The sequence below is a fragment of the Pseudoalteromonas sp. J2K-J979 genome, assembly GCF_058169715.2.
In genome coordinates this window covers 726,307-749,730 of sequence record NZ_CM200282.1, presented here as the reverse complement: position 1 = coordinate 749,730, position 23,424 = coordinate 726,307, and the positions used below count along the sequence as shown (strand labels likewise).

Here is a 23,424-nt window from a genome sequence, read left to right as displayed (position 1 = left end):
ACAAACAAGCCAGAATCAAGATTCTGGCTTTTTTGTGATTTCGACATTCAGAGTGTCGAAATCACAAATCAAACACACCAACAATCGTCTGTTAAAATAAAAATTCCATATAAAACAATTAGGTACTAATTGGCATGACCTTTGATTGACTCTTAGGGTCAAGATGAAAAAAGGTGCCAAATGGATATTTTAATTGATAATAAAAAACGTTTTCCATATCGAAACATTGCATGGTTAGTGATCGCAATCATGGTCGGGGTAGGTTGGTTAATACTTCAGCCCAATGCTCAGCAGCGTATCGCCAGTGATGATTTTTGGTCTGGTCAGGTTCAGCAAGGGGATTTACAACTGCAAGTCTCCGGGTATGGCCGTTTAAAATCACGCTCTGTGCGCTTATTAACCGCACCAAGCAATGCCACTGTGGAAGAAGTGGTGTTAAAGCCGGGGGCTTTTGTGTCGGCGCAAAGCGTGATACTACGCTTGTCTGATCCGCAAGTGAGCCAAGCATTGAATCAAGCTCATCAGGCGCTAAATCAAAGCCGCAATCAATACCGCCAATTAGAAATCAATCAACAACGCGAGTTACTCGCCCAGCAGGCACAATTAGAAATTCTTCGTGCAGAGCTAGAAAGCGCAGAGCTGCAAGTGAATGCACAAAATCAGCTCATCGCCAAAGGCATCGTCTCAGATATTGAATATCAGCGTTCTTTACTAACTGAGCGTCAGCTTAAACGCCGTTTAGGTATAGAACAACAACGCATTGCACAGCTGCAGCAACTTCATTTAGCAAATTTAGCCATCGCCCAAGCAACAACCGATGCGCAGCAAGTAGAGCTTCGCCATGCACAAGCTCGCCAAGACAGCTTAACGGTGACCGCTGGGATTGAAGGGGTCTTACAATCATTACAAGCTGAGCTTGGGCAAACGGTGAGTTTTGGTCAGCAGATAGCGCTGGTTGGCAGTACGACTGAGCTATATGCCTTACTCGACGTGCCACAAGCCACAATGCAACAAGTGGCATTAGAGCAAACTGTACAAATAAACACGCGTAGTGGCTTCATCGCTGGCCAAGTCAGCCGAATTGATCCGATGATCCGCAACGGCAGCGTGCAAGTAGAAGTGGCTTTACAAGGCGCTCTGACTAATAACGCTCGGCCCGAACTGAATATTGAAGGGCAGATCCAAACAGGTATTCGTCGGAACGTGTTGTTCATCGACAAACCAGTTAATGTGAGCCCTTTTTCTGAGGCAACCTTGTTTCAGCTCAACCTAGATCAAGGCCGTGCCAATGCCAAACACCTGCAATTTGGCCACCAAACCAACGACAAAATCGAAATTGTGGCTGGTGCCAAACTCGCTGACCAGTTTATCCTATCGGATATGTCCCGTTGGCAGGCTTTTACAACGCTTAGTGTGATTTAACCCGCGCGATAAAACAAAAATTAAGGACACAACATGACTCAAGTTAGCAAAATTAAACTCCGCAATATTACTAAGAAATTTGTCTCTAGTGAAATGGAAACTCATGCTTTACAAGGGGTGGATTTGGACATTTTTTCGGGTGATTATGTATCAATTTCGGGGCCGTCCGGATGCGGTAAGTCGACCTTATTGGCTATTTTAGGCTTACTCGACACAGCCTCATCGGGACAATATTGGATTGGCGATCGGGATGTTAGCCAACTCAGTGTGGATCAGCGTGCTTCGGTGCGCAATGAGCACTTAGGTTTCGTTTTTCAATCATTTAATCTCATTGATGAATTAAGTGTATTTGACAACATCGCTTTACCGCTTAGGTATCGCCGCGTTCCACTTTCGGATAAAGAAATTGCCGAAAAAGTCAGTGCATGTCTCGAAAAAGTACAGATGAGCCATCGCGCAAAACATAAACCCAATCAATTATCGGGGGGGCAACAGCAACGCGTCGCGATTGCGCGGGCATTAGTCAACGACCCTGATGTCCTACTCGTGGATGAGCCGACTGGGAATTTAGATTCTAAAAATGGTGATGCGGTGATGCAAATGCTCGGCGAATTAAATAAAAATGGTACCACCATTTGCATGGTGACCCACGATCCGCGTTATGCCGATATGGCCAAACGTAAGCTCTATTTACTCGATGGTGTCATGGCGGATGAATTTAATTTGGAGCTTGCTGTATGAAATGGTTGAAGCACTTTTTTAAACACGATTTAAAACTCGCGATGGTGAGTTTAGCTAAGCTGCCAGGCTTTAGCTTAACGGTGATCACTACGTTAGCCGTTACGCTGGCTGCGTTAGCGGTAGTGGTCAACATTAACTACTTGGTGCTTGGTAAGTCATTGCCGTACCCCAATAGTGACGCTTTGATCACCACAGATCAAAGTGAAACCATAAACGGTGAGACCCAATATGGTTTTCAGATCATGTCGGCGCAATTTCATTTATACAATGATACCCGCTTTATCGACACCATGGCGATTATGAGCCTTTCAGGCGATCGCTTAACTGATTTAAAAGACAAGCCCTTTGTTGATGGCATGAGAGTCACACCAGAATACTTTAAATTACTCGATACGCCGATGCATTTAGGTCGGCATTTTAATGACGATGAAGGCATTAACGATAAACAAAAAGTGATGATCCTCAGCTTTGCATATTGGCAAAAGCACTTTGCAGCCAATGAGCAAGTGATTGGCCAATACACCCAATTTGGCCAAAACACGTATCAAATTATTGGTGTCACGGCAGCTGAATTTGAGCCGCCAGAAACATTTGGTAGCTTTCCAATCGACGCGTTTTTTAGCTTTGCAGAGGAAATTTCGACGACCTCTCATTGGGGGGACATTACTGGTGGAACAAACGGTATTGCGCGCTTAAAACCCGGTGTATCGCTCGCCCAAGCGGATCAGGTATTAGGGGCACAAATAAACGAATTGTATCAAAACCGAGAAGATGTGGCGGTGAACACAGCGATTGGTGCACACTTTTTGCCATTAAAACAAAAAATTGTCGGTGACAGCAGTGATATGGCGTTGTTGTTATTGGCAGGGGTCAGCACTTTGTTATTAATTGCCATAACGAACCTGACCAATTTATTTTTGTCCCGTGCAGCACAAAAGCATCGCGAGCTGGCGATCCAAGCCTCATTGGGAGCACAACCTAAGCATGTTTTTATGAACTTATTTGCTGAAAGTCTGCTGTTGTGTGTGGCTGCCTGTGTCTTGGGGCTATTGATGGCGGGTTGGATCTTGGTTGGGCTTGAGCAAGATTTGCAGTACTTATTTACACGCTTGCAAAACGTAACACTGGATCGGGTCACCATTGGAGCCAGTGTTTGTGTCAGTGTACTAATCGCTGCGGTTATGGCGGGCTTAAGTAGCAAAAAAGTTGATTATAATCAGCTTATTACCCAGCTTCAAACCAGTGGTAAAGGCGCGGGAACGCAAATTTCGATGCTGACACGTAATGTCTTAATAGCCAGCCAAATAGGTTTAGCGACATTACTGCTGATTGGGGCGACATCGGTGCTGAGTCCGGCAATCGAACGGTTAAACAAACCGGTTGGGTTTACTACCGAATCTGTACATTACTTACGCGTGGATACCGGCACCATTGACCCTGCGCAATGGTTGGCTTTGTCTAGCCGAATAAAAGAGACGCTCAAACCCGTTGCACAAATCGATGATGTGGCCCGAACGGCTGTCACACCGCTGCACATGGGTTGGGAGATTTATTTATATGATCAACTCAATACCATGCTTGGCATTGCCAGTGTTGGTTATTTTGATAGCAATAGCTTTGATTTGTTAGAACACGAGTTGGTCAGTGGTCGCAGTTTTACCGAGTTCAGTGGTGATCAAGGTGGCAGCGCTGAAATAATTATTAGCGAATCACTCGCAAAGCGGGTATTTAAAGGTGAACCCGCTGTGGGCAAGGTGCTGCAAAGCAGCCCGAATACCCCACTAACGGTCGTGGGTGTGGTGAAAGATATCTACGTGCCTGATAGGGGCGATACCTACGCGAAAGAGCGGTTTTACTTGCCTTTTACACCCGATCGTTTGGGTTTTAAGTTGAAGCTAAACAGTGAGCTCAGCAAAACTTTGCTCAATGAAGTATTAAAAGCTGTTGATCCGCAGTTAACGGTGTCGCAGTACACAAGCTTAAATGAATTGATCAGCCTGCGCCTAAGAGAAACACAATTAGTTGCAGGCTTGACTGTGAGCCTTATTTTGTTAGCGCTTAGTTTAGCGGCTGCAGGGATTTATGGCGTGCTCAGTTACAGCGTACAAATGCGTCGGTATGAACTTGGGATCCATCTGTCATTGGGGGCGCATACTCAAACGATGATTAACATGGTAATAAAACAAAGTATGCGCCCAGTATTCTTGGGGATGGCGGTGGGCTGTGCCTTAGCGTTATTGGGTTATTTAATGGGCACTCGGCTGTGGGAGATCACATTTACAGGCAGTGGATGGTCGCTGCTCGTGGCATTACCATTGATGCTGCTTATCGCCATGATTGCGTGTTATTTACCGGTCAAAAAAGTGGTGGTGAGCGATCCGCTGCAAGCGTTACGTGTCGAATAAGCCGCCGTTGCTGATGAATCTCAGTTCTGGATCAAAGATAGATAATCCAGAATTGAGATTTATTAAGGTACAGCTGCTGGGTGGCACACAATGAGGTTTAGGCGCAAGCTATGATACACTCGGTTTTAAACCCTAATGTAACACATCATAAATTATGAATTTTAAAGGATTATTTAAGGTTTATCAGCGATGAAAGCACACACTCTTTTAATTGTCGACGACAAAGCCGATGTTCGTTTGAGCCTCAAATTTTTATTCAAAAACCATGGGTTTTCTGTGCTCGAAGCCAGTGACTTAAGCCAAGCCAAAGAGCTAATACACAGCCAAACAATCGATTTAGTCTTACTCGATATGAACTATGAATTTGACACCACTTCAGGTGACGAAGGGCTGAATTTTTTAAAAGGGATGCAAGGCACCACTGCGCCGCCGATTATTGCGATGACCGCCTGGTCGAGTGTCAACCTAGCGGTTGAAGCCATGCAAGTTGGAGCGAAAGACTTTTTTGCCAAACCTTGGGATAACCACGCTGTGTTAATGATGGTGAAAAAACACTTAGCGCTCGCTGATATGGATAAGTCGGCTCGGGGAGCAGCGCCCACTGATGAGTTTACAGCGCCTTCAAGCGATGAATTGCTTTGGCACAGCGCTGCCATGCAGCAACTTAAGCGACAAATTGATCGCATCGCCAAAACCGATGCGACGGTGTTTTTACGCGGAGAAAATGGCACCGGAAAAACATGCATTGCCGAATATATTCATCAGCAATCGCTTCGCAGTGGCGCTTTTGTTGCTGTTAATATGGCCGCTATTGCTGAAAACTTGTTTGAAAGTGAGTTATTTGGTCATAAAAAAGGCGCATTTACTGACGCCAAACAAGATCGGCAGGGCCGTTTTGCTGCCGCCTCTGCAGGCACATTGTTTTTGGATGAAATTGGCACATTAGGCCTCAGCCAACAAGCCAAGCTACTGCGAGTATTAGAATCCCAACAGTATGAGCGGGTCGGCGATAACACCACCTTGATTGCTGATTGTCGGGTGATCAGTGCTTCAAATGCTGACTTTGAGCAATTAATGGCCGCGGGCGGGTTTCGAACAGACTTATATTTTCGCTTAAACACCATCGAACTCGTGATCCCGCCATTGCGAGAACGAAAAGAAGATATTGCCGTATTAGCCGAGCACTTCTTAAGGCACCACAGTAAAAAATATCAGCTCACGACTCCGACTTTAAGTGCGTGTGCGGTGCAAGCTTTGCACGATTACCCTTTTGTTGGCAATGTACGAGAGCTTAGTCATATGATGGCACGTACCGTGTTGATGAGCGATCACGATGAAATTACCGAGGCTGATTTATCTCTTCGCACCGACCAAACAACCACCGAAGAAGAGCCTGTCGGGCTGAGCTTAATGACATTGGAGCAGGCTGAACTTAAATTGCTCAAAATGGCCATGGCGCAAAGTCAAAATCAAGTCGAAGAAGCGGCGTTGTTGCTTGGGATCAGTAAAAGCGCGATTTATCGACGCCTCGATAAATTCAATATTAAAACCAAATAAGGTCATCACTGATGAGGTCATGGGCGCCTAAGTCTTTAGAGCAGTTACTGAATGGTTTAATGTTCACCACTTGTTTGCTGCTGGTGACGTTATTGGCCAGCATTTTTTACTTAGTTGATGCATCTGGCTTAGTGATTACGACCGTTTTAGTCGCCATCGTGATCCCGATAACAGTGGTGGCTTGGCTGTGTAAGACGGCTATTTTGAAGCCTTTTTATAATTTATCGGCGATGCTCGAAGCTATTCGCCATGAAGATTACAGTTTGCGCGCTAACTCACAATTTAGCCAAGGTGCAGTGAATACGTTATGTGATGAAGTTAAGTTTTTGGCCCGAGATTTACAAGTCAGAAAACATCTGTACGACCAACAAGCGGTGTTGGTTTTGGGTTTAATCGAGCAGCTGGCCACTCCGATTGCTTTATTTGATCAAGCTGGACGATTACAACATGGCAATGATGCGTTTTCATCGTGGTGTCAAAAGCCGTGGCGAAATTTAAAATCGAGTCACGCAACTCAACTGGGTTTACAGTGGCATGAGCAGTCCAATCAAGCCAACCAGTGGCGCTTTATGGATCCGCAATTGGCTGCTAAGTGGCAATTACGCCACAGCCAATTGCGCATGCAAGGTCAGCAATTCCAGCTGGTGGTACTGACAAACATTGAGCAAGTGGTGTACCAAACAGAGCAAGCCGCTTGGCATAAAATGACGAAAGTGCTGAGCCATGAAATCAATAATTCACTTGCGCCAATCAAGTCATTAGCGCAATCGCTTGAACAAATGCTCGTCGCGCAAGAGCCCGATGTGTTACATGCATTAAGTGTGATTGGCGAGCGCAGTGATGGTTTAATGAAGTTTGTAAATCGATATGCCAGCTTAGCCACCGATTACGATGTGCATTTAACAGCCGTGAACGTGGCTGATTGCTTAGAAAAAGTCATCACCTTATTTGACTATCCTATCGACAGTCAGCTAAACGCCGAGTTCGTCAGTGCTGACAAAGTATTGTTAGAACAAGTGTTAGTTAACCTGCTCAAAAATGCTATCGAAGCCAGTAAAGATAACGCCAAAATTTTCATTTCGGCTGTACGAAAAGGGCAATGGGTTGAAATAACCGTGCTCGACAGCGGCTGTGGTATCGCTAACCCTGACAATCTATTTGTGCCTTTTTATACCACAAAATCACAAGGCAAAGGCATAGGGTTAACATTATGCCGTAACATGATTGAACAACAAGGTGGCAAACTAAAAGTGAGTAATCGCGAAGAAACAAAAGGTGTGATTGCAAGCGTGGTACTGGCCGCGGCCAACCGATCTGAATGACTATTTTGATATCCGTGCTTCTGAATTAAAAAGACACAAAAATCGTGTTTTTTGGATAAACTTAAAACAAAACAAGCTGTTAAATTAACCGTGGGTATGTTTTTTGATCAGCCCCTGCATTGGTTAACGGGCAAAATAACCCGTTTAGAACTGAACAAGGAGTCACCTGTGTTGTAGCAAGTATTTTGCGTCGCGACAAAGTCTGTATGCTAATGGGGATCGCGTTTTGATCTTATCACTAACAAATTAGCTGTATAAATATACAGTTTGGCTGTTGCGCTCCCATATTCAAGAAAATGAGCCAAGAGCGCATTTTCTCTTGTCTGAGTATCTTTAGTACCGATAAAAAAATTATAGCTGGCAATGAGTTAAGTTATTTGTTAGAAATGAAATTATGAATTATGAGCGTGTCATCGGCAGAAAGATGCGCGAAGCGCGCACTATAAAATTGTTAGGCACTAATTCAACTCATTGTTATTTATGTAAAATTTATAAATTTAAAACTTAACCTTAAAAAGGAATTTATTTATGCCATTAAGTGCAAAAGTAAGAACAGAAGTTAGTAAAAATATAGAAAACTATGAAGGGCGCATCCCACACTTATATTTAGATACGGTGGGAAAGGTCACTGTCGGTATAGGTCATATGATACCTAACAAAACTTCAATGAGCACTGTGAAAATGTACAAAAAATCTTCTAGTAATAATTCATCAGTGTTAGCTACAATGGCAGAAAAAAATGCTGAGTATGATTCAATAAAAAAGCAACCTTATGGTAGAAACTATGGTTCAGCCTCATTTAAAAAGCATACTACGCTGATAATGAAAGACCTTGATATGAATGCACAACGTGATAAACATATACAGTCGTTTTACCAAGAACTTTCACGCTATTATTCTGTAGCTAACGGCTTTATTCAACCCTTTGATACTATGCCCGTGAACGTACAAAAAGCATTGTTCGATATGGTATTTAATTTAGGTATTACTAAGCTAAAAGTACAATATGTTAAATTCAATGGCTTCATTAAGCTAGGTAAGTGGGCGGATGCAGCTAAGCAAAGTAATCGTTTAGGTATTTCTCCGTTAAGAAATAAATATGTGTATGACCTTCTAAGTTCGAAACAAAATTTACAAGTTAAAATCCCTTAAAGGAAGCAATTATGAAGAAGAAATTAACCCGAAGTCTTCCTTTGATACTATCTGTTTTTAGTTTATTTGCATGCCAAGCAACCACCAACAAGCAAGAGGTTGTTAAGCAAGAATCGCGTTGGTATAACGTTAACGCATTTGTCGGTATTGATTCAATCGGAACAAATTTATACGACTTAACGTTCGAGAGTCAATACTCAAGCGTTGATGGAAATACTTTGAATGTACATAATTGCATAGAAGTAACATCTATAGGCGATAATGAAATTTTGGAAAGAGAGTTTGCCCGTTGGGATCTGTTAAAAATTGACTGTGAGGCAGCAAGGCGTTTTTATGATGCACCTGAATACGCCTTAAATTATTGGCCGTTAGAGTTTGACTTACCTTTACTCAAAACCTTTCCATCCACATCTATCCCATATCTCGGTGGTCAGGCTTTAGATGGCCGCAGAGGAGATCTGGGGTCATATGAATCAAATTTAAAATTAATCGAATCAGGTAAAGACAATATAAAAGTTTCTTTCGGGGAAACGGTAGTTAATTATGTAATTCTTGCTAGAGGAGATTTTAATAGAGACGGCTATCAAGACATATTTATTCGAATGGATTGGTATATTGAAGGTGCATTCGGAGATGGTAGTGATTGGATCGTTGTAACTAAAATTTCCCCTGATACTTCCCCTATTTTACTTTGGCGAAAATAGGGATAAGTATTCATGAACAAGTGCCTAACACATATGAGCCGATCTCTCGTCAATAGGCATTACTTATCTTTTTGACCGCGCAAGCGGTCAAATCCAAATCAATCAACAAACTCATCTACTTCGTCTGTCGGTTAGCTGTTAAATCGTCGTTTACAGCAAACACATATAGAGGCTCTCTTAGTGCGATCTTATCGCTGCCTAACGCTTTTCAATCCATTGAAATGTTAGGGGCACTAGACATTTATCGGTTAACCCTAAGATGGCACTATTCAAGTCAGAGGTGCTTTTTGCACAGTTAGTTTCAGGCTCATTTAAGGTGTAAACGACTTTGTTGATTGTATTAGTGCGCGCCAATAAGGTGTCTAATCAAGGCGATGTAGCTTAAATAGCATTTGGCATAGTGATGATGGTGAGAAGTCATTGCTTCATTAGCCACCTCATTCACGGTCATGCTCGTTTCTCTTTTTCAAGAGTATCTAGTTAGACTTTCAGCTCACCTTATTGCGCGACTTATCCCTTTAAGAATCGTTGCTCATCAAACACCGTTTTGTTTTTTAACATGAAATAGACACAGCGCCCTAACTTATGGGCCAGTGCAGATAATGCTTTCGCTTTACTCATTCGTTTTTGTAATCGATTGAGGTAGTTACGTGCTTTGTCATTGCCCCGAAGATAAAGTACAGCGGCTTCAGAGAAAGCCCATTTTAAATGTGCATTGCCGATTTTATTGCCTTGAGTACCGTAGGTTTTACCGGCCGACTCTGCTTTGCATTTGACCAACCGTGAGTAAGAAGCAAATTTTTGTACTGATTCAAAACGACGGATTTCGCCAATTTCATACAAGATTGTCAGCGATAAAATCTTGCCAATACCAGGCACGGTTTTCAGTAATTCTAAATAAACAGGGTTGTGGTTTTTAGCTTGTTTTTCGATGAACCATTCAACCTGTGCGAGTTCTTTTGCATAACAATCAAGGAGTGCCATGTCTAAATCGATATTGCGCTGCACGATTGGGTCGTGATATTGCTCGCGAAGCTTTTGTCTTGCTGAAATATTTTTAAGATTTAACTCAGTTGCAGGCAGGTTGTATTGACTGTTGGTGTTTACAACATGACCTTTGAGCATGGCCCCGTGGCGGACAATCTTCATTCGTCGACGTAATAAATCACGAGTAGCGCGCATTTCACTTGGGTAATCATAAGCTACAGGAAAGTTACCACCGCGCAATAAAGTGGCAATTTTAAATGAGTCGACTTTATCGTTTTTGGTTTTACCACCGTGAATGGCTTTCATGTACAAGGCATGGCCTAAAACAAAATCAATCCCGAGTTCAGCGCACCAGTCTGACACCCAATACCAACAATGCATGCACTCAACGCCGACAATCACATTGCAGATGTAAGGTTCGAGTAGGCGTAATAAATCATTTTTATCAGCGCCAATCTTTTTATGGACAACTACTTCGCCATGAGAATCAATGATGCAGACATAAAGTAAGCGTGCATGTAAATCGATACCGCAGTAGTATGGATGTGCGTTATTATAAAATCTCATTGAGCTTTCTCCTGTAGGTTTGGTTGCCTTAAGCATACCGCTGATGCGGCTTGCTAGGGAGGAGGCTCAATGATTATCAAGGCAATTAAGTCGGACTAAAAACAGTGGGCTATCGCTTCGCGATTTTAGCCCACAATTTTTAGCCGCTTATTGCGGCGTTGGTATGACTCCCACTGTCAAGTTAAATAAAATACATGACACCCATAAATATCTCGTTGAAAAACCACAATAGAGGGTCTAATTTTAATTAATCACTTCGAGTTTTGGTGATTCTCATGGCACAAGCAAGACGTTCGTTAATTGATTTAGATTCCACACCTTACTATCACTGCATCAGTCGCTGTGTTCGCAGGGCATTTCTAGCGGGTTTTGATAAATACTCAGGTCAAAATTTTGAACATCGACGTGTGTGGTTAGTTGAGCGATTTAAACGGCTATCGCAAGTGTTTGCCATTGATATTGCGGCCTATGCGGTGATGTCGAATCATTACCATTTGGTGCTTAGGGTCGATAGAAGTAGGGCATTAAACTGGTCAAAGGAGGAAGTGATAGAACGCTGGTATCAGTTGTATCACGGCACAATCTTGGTCGACCGCTACCGTAAAGGTGAAAAACTCGATGAAGCCTATATGTACAGCGTTGATAAAACGGTCGAAGTTTGGCGAAATCGTTTATACGACATCAGTTGGTATATGCGTAACCTTAACGAGTTTATTGCCAGAGAAGCCAATAAAGAAGATAACTGCACAGGCCGATTTTGGGAGGGGCGCTTTAAGTCGCAAGCGCTACTGGACGAGCAAGCCGTACTCAGTTGTATGATGTACGTCGATTTAAACCCAATCAGAGCCAAAATGGCGAAAAACCTGCAAGATAGCGACTTTACATCAATTCAAGAGCGCATTCAGCATTACAAAAGTCACACTTCTTCAGAAAACACCAAACACACTACCCAGCAACCAAAGCAACCAAAGCAACTGATGGCCTTTGGCAGTAACCAAAACAATCAAACCATTCCCTTTAAGTTATTAGATTATCTAGAACTTGCTGATTGGAGTGGGCGACATATTGACCCAAAAAAGCGCGGGGCTATAAGTAAAACTCAACCTAAAATTCTGGTCGAATTGGGAATAGAAACTGCTGTTTGGCTCGAAGCTGTACAAAACTTTAGACGACAATACAGCAACTTCGCAGGCCAACCGAGTGCGCTTAGGCAATGTGCCCATCAACATCAACAAAGTTGGTATCGCGGAGTCGGCTAGTCACAATCATTAATCTGTATTTAAGTAAACGAGGCATAGGCCTAGTTTTACCATGCCGGAAAATCTGATATTTCATATCAATTTATATTCACTCAATACTCATCAGCGGCTTTGCAGGTATAAAACCGCAAGATATATGTATTTCAAGCAGTCGTTAATCAATCCATTACTCCCTTTGAAATAGATTTTGTATTGTTTTTTAATATAAATTATTTAAAATCAGAGAGATATTTATGAGTGTCATGTCTTTCATGTCCTCATGTCTTTCGTCGTGTTCGTGATGTCTTTCGTGATGTCTTTCTGATGCTGATGTCTTTCTGTCTGTTATTTGACAAGCTAATTATGGCTCTGGCTTTAAGCTAACCCACGAAAATGCGGAGGCTAGCACCGTGTGGGAGTCATTATGTCTAGTTGCCTTATCAATATTGCATGTTCAATTTACTGTACAAGTATATGAGTGAAGACTATACTTGTTCTATTAAATGTACATGTGGAGGTTCTTATGAGAATCGTATCTTTTACTGAAGCTAGAAATGGCCTTAAAGGTGTTTTAGATGGTGTAGTTAATGACGCAGACACAACTGTCATTACACGTCGTGACTCTGAAGATGCTGTGGTTATGTCTTTAGACTACTACAACAGTCTTATGGAGACAGTGCACTTGCTGCGCTCTCCTCAAAATGCTGAACACCTAAACCGCTCAATAGCACAGTACCGAGCAGGTAAAACAACCGCACGAGAGTTAATCGATGAGTAGTAGCCAACGTTTACTATCGTGGACTGATGAGGCTTGGAGTGGCTATCTGTATTGGCAAACCCAAGATAAGAAAACCCTCAAGCGTATCAATAAACTCATCAATGATGTTAAGCGTTCTCCTTTTGAGGGTATTGGTAAACCTGAGCAGCTAAAAGAGAACTTATCTGGCTTTTGGTCTCGCCGCATTGACGACACGAATAGACTTGTTTACGCAGTCGATGATCAAGCAATAACAATAATTTCATGTCGTTACCACTACTAAATTCGGTCCAGCTGTCGGGCATCTAACAAGATAATTGGACTCCCAACTTCTCCACTGAAGTAGAAATTATTTCCGGAGTTCGATTGTAAATAAGTTAAGAATTGGTGTCGATTTAGCTCATAAATTAATACAAGTTTGTCGTTCTAAAAATAATAAAGTGCACTCAAATAATGAGATGACACTGCAGCAATTTAGAGAGTACTTAGTGTCACTCAGTCCTTCAACGATTATTTTTGAAGCCTGTGCCAGCGCTAATTATTGGCATCAATTTGCAACTTCACTTGGCCACCATTCCTTATTAATATCAACGCGATTAGTGATGTCTGTTCGTCAAAACTAAAAAACAGATAAAAATGATGCTTTAGTCGTTTTACAAGCATCGCTGTTACTTGATGCACATTTTATTACCGCAAAACCAATGAATGAACAACAAGCTCAATCAATGCTCAAATTGAGAGAGCACAGTGTTAAACAAAAAGTATATTCACTCAACTCTCACCAGCGGCCATGCTAGCTTCGTCAAATCAGCGGGTTAACCTGTTTAAGTGTTCAGGTAAGGTGACGCTGTGCCCACGAAAAATAAGATTGCCTCAGCGCAAAAAATTAGGTGTAATGGGGACGTAAAAATGGCTGAGTCATGCAGGGAAGGCTAAGAAAGCACCGTTAATCCGATAAAGTAAGCGTGATGTAGCCTACATCACGAAAAACAAATTCCCACAGTATAAACAATACCCACTCAAACACCGAGCAGGTAGTGCCTCAGCCCAACAAGCGATTATGCAAAACAAACTGCGTGTCGCATAAATACTAAATTGTTATGTGTTTAGAAGAGTTCATCGATGTATCGAAATTTGTTAAAAACAATTGTAGTCCTATTTTGCCTTTCAGGTTGCGCTGAAAGAGTCATAGATATTACTGACAAAGAGGGAAAAATCGTAGGTGGTTGTAATGCTGGCTTTGATTGGCATTTTTATGGCCTTCAAGACTCTATTGATTATATGCTCTATGAATGTGCTAAAGGTTCAATAGCAAAAGGTTTTACAATATCAGATGAAAGGCTTCTTACTCTTGATTTTAAGTTACCACAACCTCCAGAAGGCAAGTCGTGGAATAAAAAATTAGCGATGCATCACTTCCATAAAGGAAACATTACAGAAAGAAAGCTCGGTTATATTCTTGCCGCGATAGAATACGAATATCAGAAGGTTGCTTGGCCAGCAGAAGATGACTTAGCTAATAGCAAAATCACTCAAGCTGAATTTAATAAAATAATCAAAGATGCCAAATTTAAATGGCTTGGCGAATAAAACACATAACAAGCCATTACAGTAGCGGGACTGCTAACAGCTTGCTCGGTTCCGCTTCGCTTCACAATTTTAGTAAGCTATTATCAGCCCCTGAATGGGGCGACGACAATACAGCAAACGACTCGGTTGTATCGAACCCGTATTCGGGAATATCACCGTCAATACAGGCATGAATAAACTGACTTTACGGGGTCAAGCGAAAGTGAATGCCCAGTGGCAACTGTATTGCTTGGTTCATAATATCGAAAAACTGCAAAACAGAATGCATTAAGCTGGGGAAACCCTTTTTACCCTTAAAAAGCCTCAAAATCCCATAGAAACCGCAAGAAAACCCATCTAAAACCTCGATTTAAAATCTCACTTCAAAACAGCCTAAATGATTGAATCAAAATAGGAACTCAGTTATGGTTTGCTGATTAATAAAAACAAATTAAAAACGAGTAAATCTACAGGCTCGTTAAGTTCCACAAGGAAGTTCGGTGTATATATTAATATTATTAATGCTTTTTCCCATCTCTTTTAACGTACTTGCCAATGAATCAATTACACAAGACGAATTAACAGCAACGTTAGAAGATATTCGAATTAATAATGATATCCCATCTATGTCAGTAGCAGTAATTACGTCTGGTGAAGTAACTTATATCAAAGGTTTCGGCTTTGTTGATGAAGAGCAGAAAAAATCTACGGATTCAGAGTCTTTGTTTCGTGTAGCTTCAATTTCTAAGCTATTTACTGCTCAAGCAATAATGAAACTAGTCCAGAATGATAAGCTAGACCTTAGTAACAATGTAGGAAAATATTTGCCAGCACTTACAAAATCTAATATCACTATCAAGCAGCTACTCACCCACACATCAGGACTGAGTGACATTATTAGACCGGTAAGTTTTGAAGAGAAAAGAACAATTTCTTCTTATCTTGGCCTTGTGAGTGAATTTGCATTAAAACATTCAGAAGAGCAGGCGTTTGAATATAGCGATACTAATTTTAATATTTTAGGTGCGGTTATTAGTGCGGCTTCTGGACAAGAATATGAAAAGTTCATACACGACAATATATTGAAACCTGCTCAGATGAAAAAAAGTAATTATTCGTTTGGTGGGAATGAGTACTTTGCTGAAGCGAGTCCAACTTACAAAGGCAAGTTAATCAACAAAACTGATCAACGTCCTTATGATGTATCATTTAACCCAAGTGAGGGCTTAGTATCTAATGTGCGTGATTTAAGTCATTGGTTAAAACTAACCCTTGCTCGTGATGCATCAATTTTAGAAGAGCAAATATATAATGAAATGTTGGAGCCGCAAATAAAAACTACTTGGGGTGAAATATATATGGCGTTGGGTTGGCAAGTATACAAAACTGAACATGGTGAAGTTGCTAGGCATCCAGGTAGTATCAGAGGCTATAAATCGCTAGTTCTTACTTACCCAGAAAGTAAAAACGCAATGATTCTTCTAACTAATTCAAGTAATACTCCTCGATGGGAAATAGCAAAATCGATTTCAGAAATATTAAGACGTAATTCTGAGTGGTAGTGGAACTTAACACATATGAGCCGATCTCTCGTCAATAGGCATTACTTATCTTTTTGACCGCGCAAGCGGTCAAATCCAAATTAATCAACAAATTCATCAGCTTCGTCTGTCAAATCGTCGTGCCGTTAATAAAAATATGCAAACACAAAAGTATGCAAACACATAGAGAGGCTCACTTAGTGCAAATCTTTAACAAAAAGAATGCTGCCTGACGTTTTTCAATCCATTGAAATGTTAGGGGCACTACGACTAAATGGATTTAGGATATTTATGAGTGTCAAACATTTTATTCCTCAGCAGCAAGCGCCGACTCTCGTTCACTGATGGTAGACTTTTTCTCGGCCGCAGTACGCCAGTTATATAATTGAGATTCGTGCAGTTTTAATTCTCTTGCAGTGTCTGCAACACCAATATTATCAGCCAGTTTCAGGGCTTCATCTTTAAATTCTGCGGTATGTATTTTGCGGATTTTCTTTGTTGACATTATTCACCTCGTTAAGCGATTGTACTCGCTTAGCTAATGTCCAAAAGTGTTGGTACGGATCAGTAATTTAAAGCTGACATCCTTAAACTGACCACTCGTACAATGACATTTAAACGAAGTTAGATAATTCATTGATTTTAAAATAAGGAAAAATTTTGAAGTATATTTGTAATTCAATTATTCTGCTTTTTTCTATACTAGTTATCAGTAGTCAAAGTCATAGCCAAGGTGACTCTTTACCCTTGGAAGGCCCCTACCTTGGTCAACAGCCACCTGGCTTAACCCCAAAAATATTTGCTCCGGAGTACGTATCAACTAAGCATCGTGACCATAGCGGTTCTTTCACCCCTGATATGAAAGAGTTCTATTTTACGAGAAAGGATGTTTATACTAAAAAATGGTGGTTAATCCGTTTCAAGTTAGAAAATAATCAGTGGCAAGAGTCCGTTGTGGGGCCTAGAGTGGGGAGGCCTATACTTGCACCAGATGGTAAGATAATGCATTTGGGCAATAAATACATGGAGCGCAATAATGAAGGCTGGTCAGAAGTAAAAAGTTTGGGACCCATATTTGATCGGGAAGATTGGGGTATTATGCGCCTGTCTGCATCAGCTAAAGGCACTTATGTCTTTGATGATTATAAAAACAATGATGTGCTCCGAATTTCAACAGTTAAAAATGGTAAACGCCAGCCTCCGAAGCTATTGGGGCCACAGATAAACTCAGGGAAATGGACTGCCCATCCCTTTATTGCACGAGATGAGTCTTACTTAATTTGGGATAGTGAAAAAGTCGATGGATATGGCGGTATAGACCTTTATATCAGCTTTCGTCAACAAGATGGTTCATGGGGAGTGGCGATAAATTTAGGTGATACTATAAACACTAACGGAGCCGATCATGGCGCATATGTGTCGCCAGATGGTAAATATCTCTTTTTTAATCGAAATCCAATTCGGGCAAAGGATGGTAGTGGAATTGAAGGTGATATCTACTGGGTGGACGCACAAATCATAGAAGACCTGAGACCAAAAAAATAAGTCATAACACACATATGAGCCGATCTCTCGTCAATAGGTATTTACTTATCTTTTTGACCGCGCAAGCGGTCAAATCCAAATAAATCAACAAATTCATCTACTTCGTCTGTCATTTAGCTGTCAAATCGTCGTACCGTTAATAAAAGTATGCAAACACCAATAGAGGCTCTCAAAGTGCGAAATCTTTAACAAAAAGAATGCTGCCTAACGTTTTTCATTTTTTAAAATGTCAGGGTACTACGACCAAATGGATTTAAGCGGTAGAGCTACGCAGGAAGCCAAAGCCGAGACATTTATCGGTTAACCCTAAGATGGCACTATTCAAGTCATACTTAAATAGCTTTTTGCATGGTGATGATGGTGAGAAGTCCACTTTACGGGGTCAAGCGAAAGTGAATACCTAGTGGCAGCTGTATTGCTTGGTTCATAATATCGAAAAACTGCAAAACAGAATTCATTAAGGGGGGGAAGGCCCTTTTTACCCTTAAAAAGGCCTCAAAACCCGCAAGAGAATCCATCAAAAACCCCGATTTAAAATCTCACCTCAAAACAGCCTAAATGATTGAATCAAAATAGGAACTCAGTTATGGTTTGCTGATTAATAAAAACAAATTTAAAACGAGTAAATCTACAAGCTCGTTATACGAATTAGCTAAGTTTTATATCCTAAGTATCTGCGTGATATACTAAATTTATTATTTCAACTGGTGTGACTATATGAAAAAACCTCGCCTATTTATTGGTTCGTCATCTGAAAGCTATGATGTTGCAAGCGCATGTAATGCTTGCCTTGATCGAAAAGTGGAAGTGACTATTTGGGATAAAATTTTCAATTCTGGTGGAGACACGCTCACATCACTCACAAGCAAAGCTAAAGACGTCGATTTTGCTCTATTTATCTTCCGTCCCGAAGATTTAACGGTAATGAGGGACAACCCTAAACCCACGGTTAGAGATAACGTGATATTTGAGTTAGGTTTGTTCATTGGTGCCTTAGGAAAAGAGCGCTGTTTTATCTTAAAGCCTCGTAACGAAGTGCTTCACATGCCAACAGACTTGTTGGGGATTAATGTCAACGACTATGACCCAGATCGTAGTGATGGTGATCTAGAGTCCGCGGTAAACGCTGCTTGTACAAGGTTTTTAAAACAAATAAATGAACTTGGTAGCTTTCATAGTAAGTTCCGAGACGACTTGCATTCGCCAGTAAATATTCTAAATTCCTCAAAAAATGCGCCTAAACACGTTGTTTCTGAACCTATGATTACTATCCTCGGTAATTTGCTATCAACGGTGACAGATAACGATAGCGTATCGTCATTTAGCTTATCTAGCAGTTTACAGCCACATCAACTCAATTTAGCTCTGATTAAACTTGAGAGAATCCGTTTAGTCGAGAGGGTACTAGATTCAGACTTTAACGGTAATGAGTGGTATGGCTATAAACTGACTCAAGATGGCGTAGAGTATGTGCTAGAAAATGAGGACAAAATAGACGAAGCAATGTCACCTAAACCTCCGAAGCAATACATGCCAATACCACAAGATGACTTGGGTGATATATCGTTCTAAATTCGTATAACAAGAGACTATGGCGTCAATAGCTAATTTTAAACTTTTGGCGCTTCCCACATTACTCCGTCTCTGAGCATCGAATTTAAGATCACAATCATCTTCCTGACACACGCAATAAGCGCTACTTTTTTCGGTTTCCCAGCAGCAACTAATCGCTGATAAGTTGATTTAAAAACAGGGTTTGATTGGATGGCTGACATCATCGCCATGTATAAAACGGTGCGTACTTGATGCCGCCCACCTTGAATTTTTCGAAGCCCTTTATAGCGGCCACTTTCGCGATTCATAGGCGCAACGCCAACCAATGCACCGGCTTCTTTATTCGACATATAGCCAAGCTCAGGTAAGTTACTGATGATGGAGGCAGCGGCAATTTTACCAATGCCTTTCATGCTTTGTAGAATCGTGTTTTTGGCTGAATATTCAGGGCATGATTCAATGAGTTTTAGAATTTTATTTTCAATTTTTTCCATCGTTTGCATGACTAACTGCTGATTTCTTCTAGCAACCAAATCACTCATAGTCTGCATGATGTCAGGCTTTAGGGTGGAAATAGTGGGTTTAATTGCCTCGCCATAATGTGCAATTAACTGTGCATCTAGCTTGTCGGTTTTGGCGCGTTGACCAATGGCACCAGCAAAGCGTTTATGTGTATTGGGTTGGCAATGACAAAAGGTAAATTGGCCTTTGCACATGCAATAATAAAGGGCATTTCAAGGCGGCCAGTGGCTTCAATAATGATACGTATTGGAGAGTAAATTTTGATTTTTTTAATTGCCTCAGCAATCCCTTTTTCATCGTTCTTAACGGTGAAATAGATATCAAGAGGGCGAATATAAATATCGAGTTGAAATTTGCCGGTATCGACACCGACATTAATGTTTTGATTAGTATTTGTTATCATAATAAGCTAACTCTTGCTTGCATAATGCGGGTTCGAGACCCAGTAGACTATTCGAGTGTGATGCTTGGAGTCTTTTGTGGCGTTCATTCTTGTTATCGGTCTCTCAACAGAGGAGCCATCGCTCAATCGAACTACCACAAAAGAGAGCTTTAGTTGCAGCTAAAGCCTGGGTCTCACATTACCCTAACCCGGTTTAAAAGAATAATTAGATGGGTTTATTATCCATACAAACGCTTCAAGTAGGATTCGTAAACGTGTGCCGAACTCGCTTCGCTCAGACATGGCACACATTCACTCACCTCTTAAGCGAGCGTTGAGGCTGTAGAATTACTCTTTTTTAAGAAAAACAGGCTGTTTTCTGGGTTCCAAATGCATTAGCTAATGCCTTAAATGCGCTTAGAATTGATTACAGGAGCTAGTTTTTTAGTTAAATTTGGCTGTTGGAGTTTTTCTACAGTCTCGTTGGTATGACTTCCACTGTCAGGTTAAGCACACTGATCCTTGCCTAACTTTTTAAGCCATAATTACTTCAGCTCGAATAAGAGCGAGTTAAAATTTAAAAGTGGGTGTCTCTTTTTGATTGTTATCTTTTTGGCGTTACGCTTAAATCATGGATGAATTTTGTGAATAAAAACCGTTTAATAAAGCTGTTAATTCTTATTTATTTTTTATTGGCTAGCGTTGTTTTTGCGAATAATCAACCAACTCCTAACGTTAATTATCAAAATAAATATCAACCTATGCTTGATAACCTTATATCTGAGCATGTCCCAGGTGCGGTACTCTTGGTCGAAACAAAAATAGGTCGTTACATCGGTCATGCTGGCTTTAAAGACTTGGAAAAAAGGAAGCCGATGACAACGGATATTGTTATTCCCAATGGTAGTGCAGGTAAAAAATTAACCGCATTATTGGTGGCGATGTTAGCGGATGAAGGCGTCCTTAGTCTTGACGCACCAATAAGTAGATATCTTGAAAGTGAATTACTTAACCAAATTCAATATTCAGACAAAATGACCTTAAGGCAGCTGTTAAATCATACGAGTGGGATTTTTGAATATAATGATGCTGGCGAGTACGCTTTTTTTAAAGCGCAATATGCCAATAAGGGGAAAGTGACAACGGATGTGTTTCCATTAAGCTTTGCATTGAACCAGCCAGCAGACTTTGAACCAGGTAAAGGGCACTCGTATTCAAATTCTGGTTACGCATTGGCAGGTGTAATCTTAGAGCGTGTGTTAAAACAGCATCCATCTGTTGCAATTAGAAATAAAATTTTAACACCTTTGAAAATGACATCGAGTTATTCAAAGGGTGTTGAAGAACATGCGCCTGAACTGGGATCGGGTTTTTTTATTAATGATTCCGATCCTACTTTTCCAATACCAATGAATATTTGGGTAGATACTAAAGGGATCATTGGCACAACCGCAACCTCCGATGCTCCACTAGCTTCAAGTGTTAATGATATGGCAAAACTATTAAGAGCTATCGTAGTTAATAATGATATTATTAATCAAAATGTTAGAAAGGAAATGATAGGTGAAAGCCATTTAGTTGAGTCTTTTGGGCCGCGTTTTTATCGTTTCTCTGATTTTTATTATGGGCTTGGTATTTGGGTTGAAGAAGTAAAGGGAAAAAAGTTCTATCACCACGGCGGCACTGAGTTTGGGTATTTTACGCAAAATATATATATACCTGAGGATGATATAAGTATAACCGCATTTGCAAACTGTGGTGTTAATGAGCAATGCGAAGAAGAATTTCAAGACTTTACATTTGAAGTTTTAGATTCATTTTTAAATATGAGAAAGGGTATATAACCAGCCATGGCTGTTACGAGATCAAAATACTAGGCTCATATCGTTTTGGATGGTTTAAATCCGCCACATCAATTTCATCAAGCTTTGTTTACTTTAGCCGACTTCTACAACCCGCTCAATTTTTGAGTTGTATTTTGATATATAATGATTAAAATCAAAGAGATATTTTTTGGTGTCCCTTTTTGCCCTTTTTTACATCGTAAAAGAGTGACTTTAAAACCATGGCTTATTGCCGCGTTTATACAGGGAGGTTAGTGTTGTTAGAAAGTATCGCTACATTATCAGGGGTCATTGCGACTATTTGGATTACGTTAGGGGTTTATTTTGCTGCTAAGCTTTACCCAAATTACAACCACTTTAATCAATTCTGTAGTGAGTTAGGGGCGACTGGCAGCCCGACTGAAAAAATCTCACCCATTATCAATAACTACCCACTTGGTATCATTTTCTGTTTATTTGGTTGGGCATTAATTCAACTTAATAATTCGAATCTGGCGATCACAATCTCAGGTATTCTAATTATCATACACGGTATTGGAACTTGGGTGGCGGGCTATTTCCCTATGGATAACGATCCGTATACAAAGTCACCGACGCTGAATTGTAAAATCCACTCTTGGGCTGGTTTTATAATGCTTTTATCACTTTTAATTGCACCTATTCTCGTTGCGTTGAGCCCTAGCTCTATTTATGTAGCGTTTTGGTTTCGAATTGTTTCAATCTTGACCGTGATATTAGCCATTTATTATTTAGTGAGAATGGCTAAAGCAGTTAAAACTAAAAAATTAACCGGTTATTATCAGCGGTTATCCTATTGGATTAAACTACTTTGGCTAAGCACATTTTCGTTAATCTTAGCGCACGTGTAAACTCACAGACTGTGCTGGTTTTCCCCGATTTAGTGGCCATTACATCATCATTTTGAGGAAAAAAAGCTTCACTAAACGATTACCAAATCATAAACATAAGTATTAGACAATTAAAGGAGAGTAAAATGAAAGTCGATGATATTAGGGCTTTTATTCCGTGTAAGGATTACGATGTATCTCAAGCATTTTACCAAGCATTAGGTTTTAAAATGGATTACGTTACCGATGACTTATCTTTATTTGAAAACGGTGGCTGTGCTTTTTTCTTACAACGGTTTTATAACGAAGATCTGGCCAAAAATTTAATGTTTCAGTTATCGGTTTTAGATATCAACGAGGCTTTTTCCGTTATTTCAAATCTAGAGGGGTTTGATATTAAATATGAACCAATCCAAAGCGCCCATTGGGGAAAAATTATTTATTTGTGGGGGCCATCTGGTGAGCTTTGGCACGTTACTGAATTCAGTCACTAACTCACCGTTGCCACTGTGATACGGGTATTTTAAGGCAGATCTACGTTTGCTCAGTGTGTTTTGGTGTCTAGCTCATCTTTAATTGGCCTAATTAACAACCTTGTTGAACAAATGCGCGGCTAAAGGCTGCCAATCGCAAACTTGATGGCAACCCTCAAATTTATCAGTTATTTTTTGCCAATTGATCTGGGTTTTTATTCAAGATAGGATTAAAAATCAATCCAATATTTTTTGTCACTTGATTGACTCAGCCTTAACAAGGATTGCTTTGGA

Annotated in this window: 19 protein-coding genes and 4 pseudogenes; 20 read left to right on the top strand and 3 right to left on the bottom strand. The window is 40.7% G+C overall.

The window, feature by feature from the left end; genetic code table 11:
• Positions 1–180 precede the first annotated feature (180 nt).
• From AC3KVK_RS19805 to AC3KVK_RS19775, 7 genes are all read left to right on the top strand, one after another.
• Complete coding sequence (locus AC3KVK_RS19805; RefSeq protein ID WP_490310657.1) at positions 181–1,422, top strand: HlyD family secretion protein; 1,242 nt, start codon at positions 181–183, stop codon at positions 1,420–1,422.
• 33 nt (positions 1,423–1,455) lie between these two features.
• A complete protein-coding gene (locus AC3KVK_RS19800) occupies positions 1,456–2,163 on the top strand; it encodes an ABC transporter ATP-binding protein (RefSeq protein WP_490310658.1) in 708 nt (235 codons plus the stop codon).
• Entirely contained in the window at positions 2,160–4,568 is a 2,409-nt protein-coding gene (locus tag AC3KVK_RS19795) for an ABC transporter permease (RefSeq protein ID WP_490310659.1), read from the top strand. Before AC3KVK_RS19800 ends, AC3KVK_RS19795 begins: the two co-directional genes overlap by 4 nt.
• Positions 4,569–4,757: 189 nt before the next feature.
• Positions 4,758–6,125, top strand: coding sequence for a sigma-54-dependent transcriptional regulator (locus tag AC3KVK_RS19790; protein WP_490310660.1), 1,368 nt, complete (start codon positions 4,758–4,760; stop codon positions 6,123–6,125).
• A gap of 11 nt (positions 6,126–6,136) precedes the next feature.
• Entirely contained in the window at positions 6,137–7,447 is a 1,311-nt protein-coding gene (locus tag AC3KVK_RS19785) for a sensor histidine kinase (protein ID WP_490310661.1), read from the top strand.
• Between the two features lie 528 nt (positions 7,448–7,975).
• Positions 7,976–8,599, top strand: coding sequence for a hypothetical protein (locus AC3KVK_RS19780; RefSeq protein ID WP_490310662.1), 624 nt, complete (start codon positions 7,976–7,978; stop codon positions 8,597–8,599).
• 11 nt (positions 8,600–8,610) lie between these two features.
• A complete protein-coding gene (locus tag AC3KVK_RS19775; RefSeq protein ID WP_490310663.1) occupies positions 8,611–9,303 on the top strand; it encodes a hypothetical protein in 693 nt (230 codons plus the stop codon).
• Between the two features lie 510 nt (positions 9,304–9,813).
• Here the strand turns inward: AC3KVK_RS19775 and AC3KVK_RS19770 are convergent.
• A complete protein-coding gene (locus tag AC3KVK_RS19770) occupies positions 9,814–10,857 on the bottom strand; it encodes an IS110 family RNA-guided transposase (protein ID WP_518526905.1) in 1,044 nt (347 codons plus the stop codon).
• Between the two features lie 275 nt (positions 10,858–11,132).
• Between AC3KVK_RS19770 and AC3KVK_RS19765 the strand changes: the two genes are divergently transcribed.
• From AC3KVK_RS19765 to AC3KVK_RS19735, 7 genes and pseudogenes are all read left to right on the top strand, one after another.
• Positions 11,133–12,116, top strand: a complete 984-nt coding sequence (locus AC3KVK_RS19765; RefSeq protein ID WP_518526952.1) for a transposase — start codon at positions 11,133–11,135, stop codon at positions 12,114–12,116.
• Between the two features lie 502 nt (positions 12,117–12,618).
• Positions 12,619–12,873 (top strand): type II toxin-antitoxin system Phd/YefM family antitoxin, encoded by a 255-nt coding sequence (locus tag AC3KVK_RS19760; RefSeq protein ID WP_490313741.1) that lies wholly within the window; start codon positions 12,619–12,621, stop codon positions 12,871–12,873.
• Complete coding sequence (locus AC3KVK_RS19755) at positions 12,866–13,135, top strand: Txe/YoeB family addiction module toxin (RefSeq protein ID WP_490313742.1); 270 nt, start codon at positions 12,866–12,868, stop codon at positions 13,133–13,135. Before AC3KVK_RS19760 ends, AC3KVK_RS19755 begins: the two co-directional genes overlap by 8 nt.
• Before the next feature lie 157 nt (positions 13,136–13,292).
• Positions 13,293–13,475 carry a hypothetical protein gene (locus AC3KVK_RS19750; protein WP_490313743.1) on the top strand — a complete coding sequence of 61 codons (183 nt, stop codon included), beginning with the start codon at positions 13,293–13,295 and terminating at the stop codon, positions 13,473–13,475.
• A 499-nt stretch (positions 13,476–13,974) separates the two neighbouring features.
• Entirely contained in the window at positions 13,975–14,442 is a 468-nt protein-coding gene (locus AC3KVK_RS19745) for a hypothetical protein (RefSeq protein ID WP_490313744.1), read from the top strand.
• A 94-nt stretch (positions 14,443–14,536) separates the two neighbouring features.
• Positions 14,537–14,713: pseudogene (locus tag AC3KVK_RS19740) on the top strand (transposase); the annotation flags it as partial.
• A 208-nt stretch (positions 14,714–14,921) separates the two neighbouring features.
• On the top strand, positions 14,922–15,983 hold the full coding sequence (locus AC3KVK_RS19735; RefSeq protein WP_490313745.1) for a serine hydrolase domain-containing protein: 1,062 nt from the start codon (positions 14,922–14,924) through the stop codon (positions 15,981–15,983).
• 292 nt (positions 15,984–16,275) lie between these two features.
• Here AC3KVK_RS19735 and AC3KVK_RS19730 read toward each other — a convergent pair.
• Positions 16,276–16,467: pseudogene (locus tag AC3KVK_RS19730) on the bottom strand (transposase); the annotation flags it as partial.
• Positions 16,468–16,622: 155 nt separating this feature from the next.
• Between AC3KVK_RS19730 and AC3KVK_RS19725 the strand changes: the two are divergent.
• From AC3KVK_RS19725 to AC3KVK_RS19715, 3 genes and pseudogenes are all read left to right on the top strand, one after another.
• Positions 16,623–17,507, top strand: a complete 885-nt coding sequence (locus tag AC3KVK_RS19725; protein ID WP_490313746.1) for a hypothetical protein — start codon at positions 16,623–16,625, stop codon at positions 17,505–17,507.
• Between the two features lie 365 nt (positions 17,508–17,872).
• Positions 17,873–17,968: pseudogene (locus tag AC3KVK_RS19720) on the top strand (transposase); the annotation flags it as partial.
• Positions 17,969–18,224: 256 nt separating this feature from the next.
• The gene (locus tag AC3KVK_RS19715; protein ID WP_490313747.1) at positions 18,225–19,079 is read left to right on the top strand and encodes a TIR domain-containing protein; all 855 of its coding nucleotides are present in this window, start codon (positions 18,225–18,227) and stop codon (positions 19,077–19,079) included.
• 38 nt (positions 19,080–19,117) lie between these two features.
• Here the strand turns inward: AC3KVK_RS19715 and AC3KVK_RS19710 are convergent.
• Positions 19,118–19,986, bottom strand: a pseudogene (locus AC3KVK_RS19710) (IS110 family transposase).
• A gap of 623 nt (positions 19,987–20,609) precedes the next feature.
• Between AC3KVK_RS19710 and AC3KVK_RS19705 the strand changes: the two are divergent.
• From AC3KVK_RS19705 to AC3KVK_RS19695, 3 genes are all read left to right on the top strand, one after another.
• On the top strand, positions 20,610–21,809 hold the full coding sequence (locus AC3KVK_RS19705; protein ID WP_490313716.1) for a serine hydrolase domain-containing protein: 1,200 nt from the start codon (positions 20,610–20,612) through the stop codon (positions 21,807–21,809).
• A gap of 257 nt (positions 21,810–22,066) precedes the next feature.
• Positions 22,067–22,678: a DUF998 domain-containing protein gene (locus tag AC3KVK_RS19700; RefSeq protein ID WP_490313727.1), complete on the top strand. Its 612-nt coding sequence runs from the start codon at positions 22,067–22,069 to the stop codon at positions 22,676–22,678.
• A 125-nt stretch (positions 22,679–22,803) separates the two neighbouring features.
• Positions 22,804–23,151, top strand: coding sequence for a VOC family protein (locus AC3KVK_RS19695; RefSeq protein WP_490313717.1), 348 nt, complete (start codon positions 22,804–22,806; stop codon positions 23,149–23,151).
• Positions 23,152–23,424 lie beyond the last annotated feature (273 nt).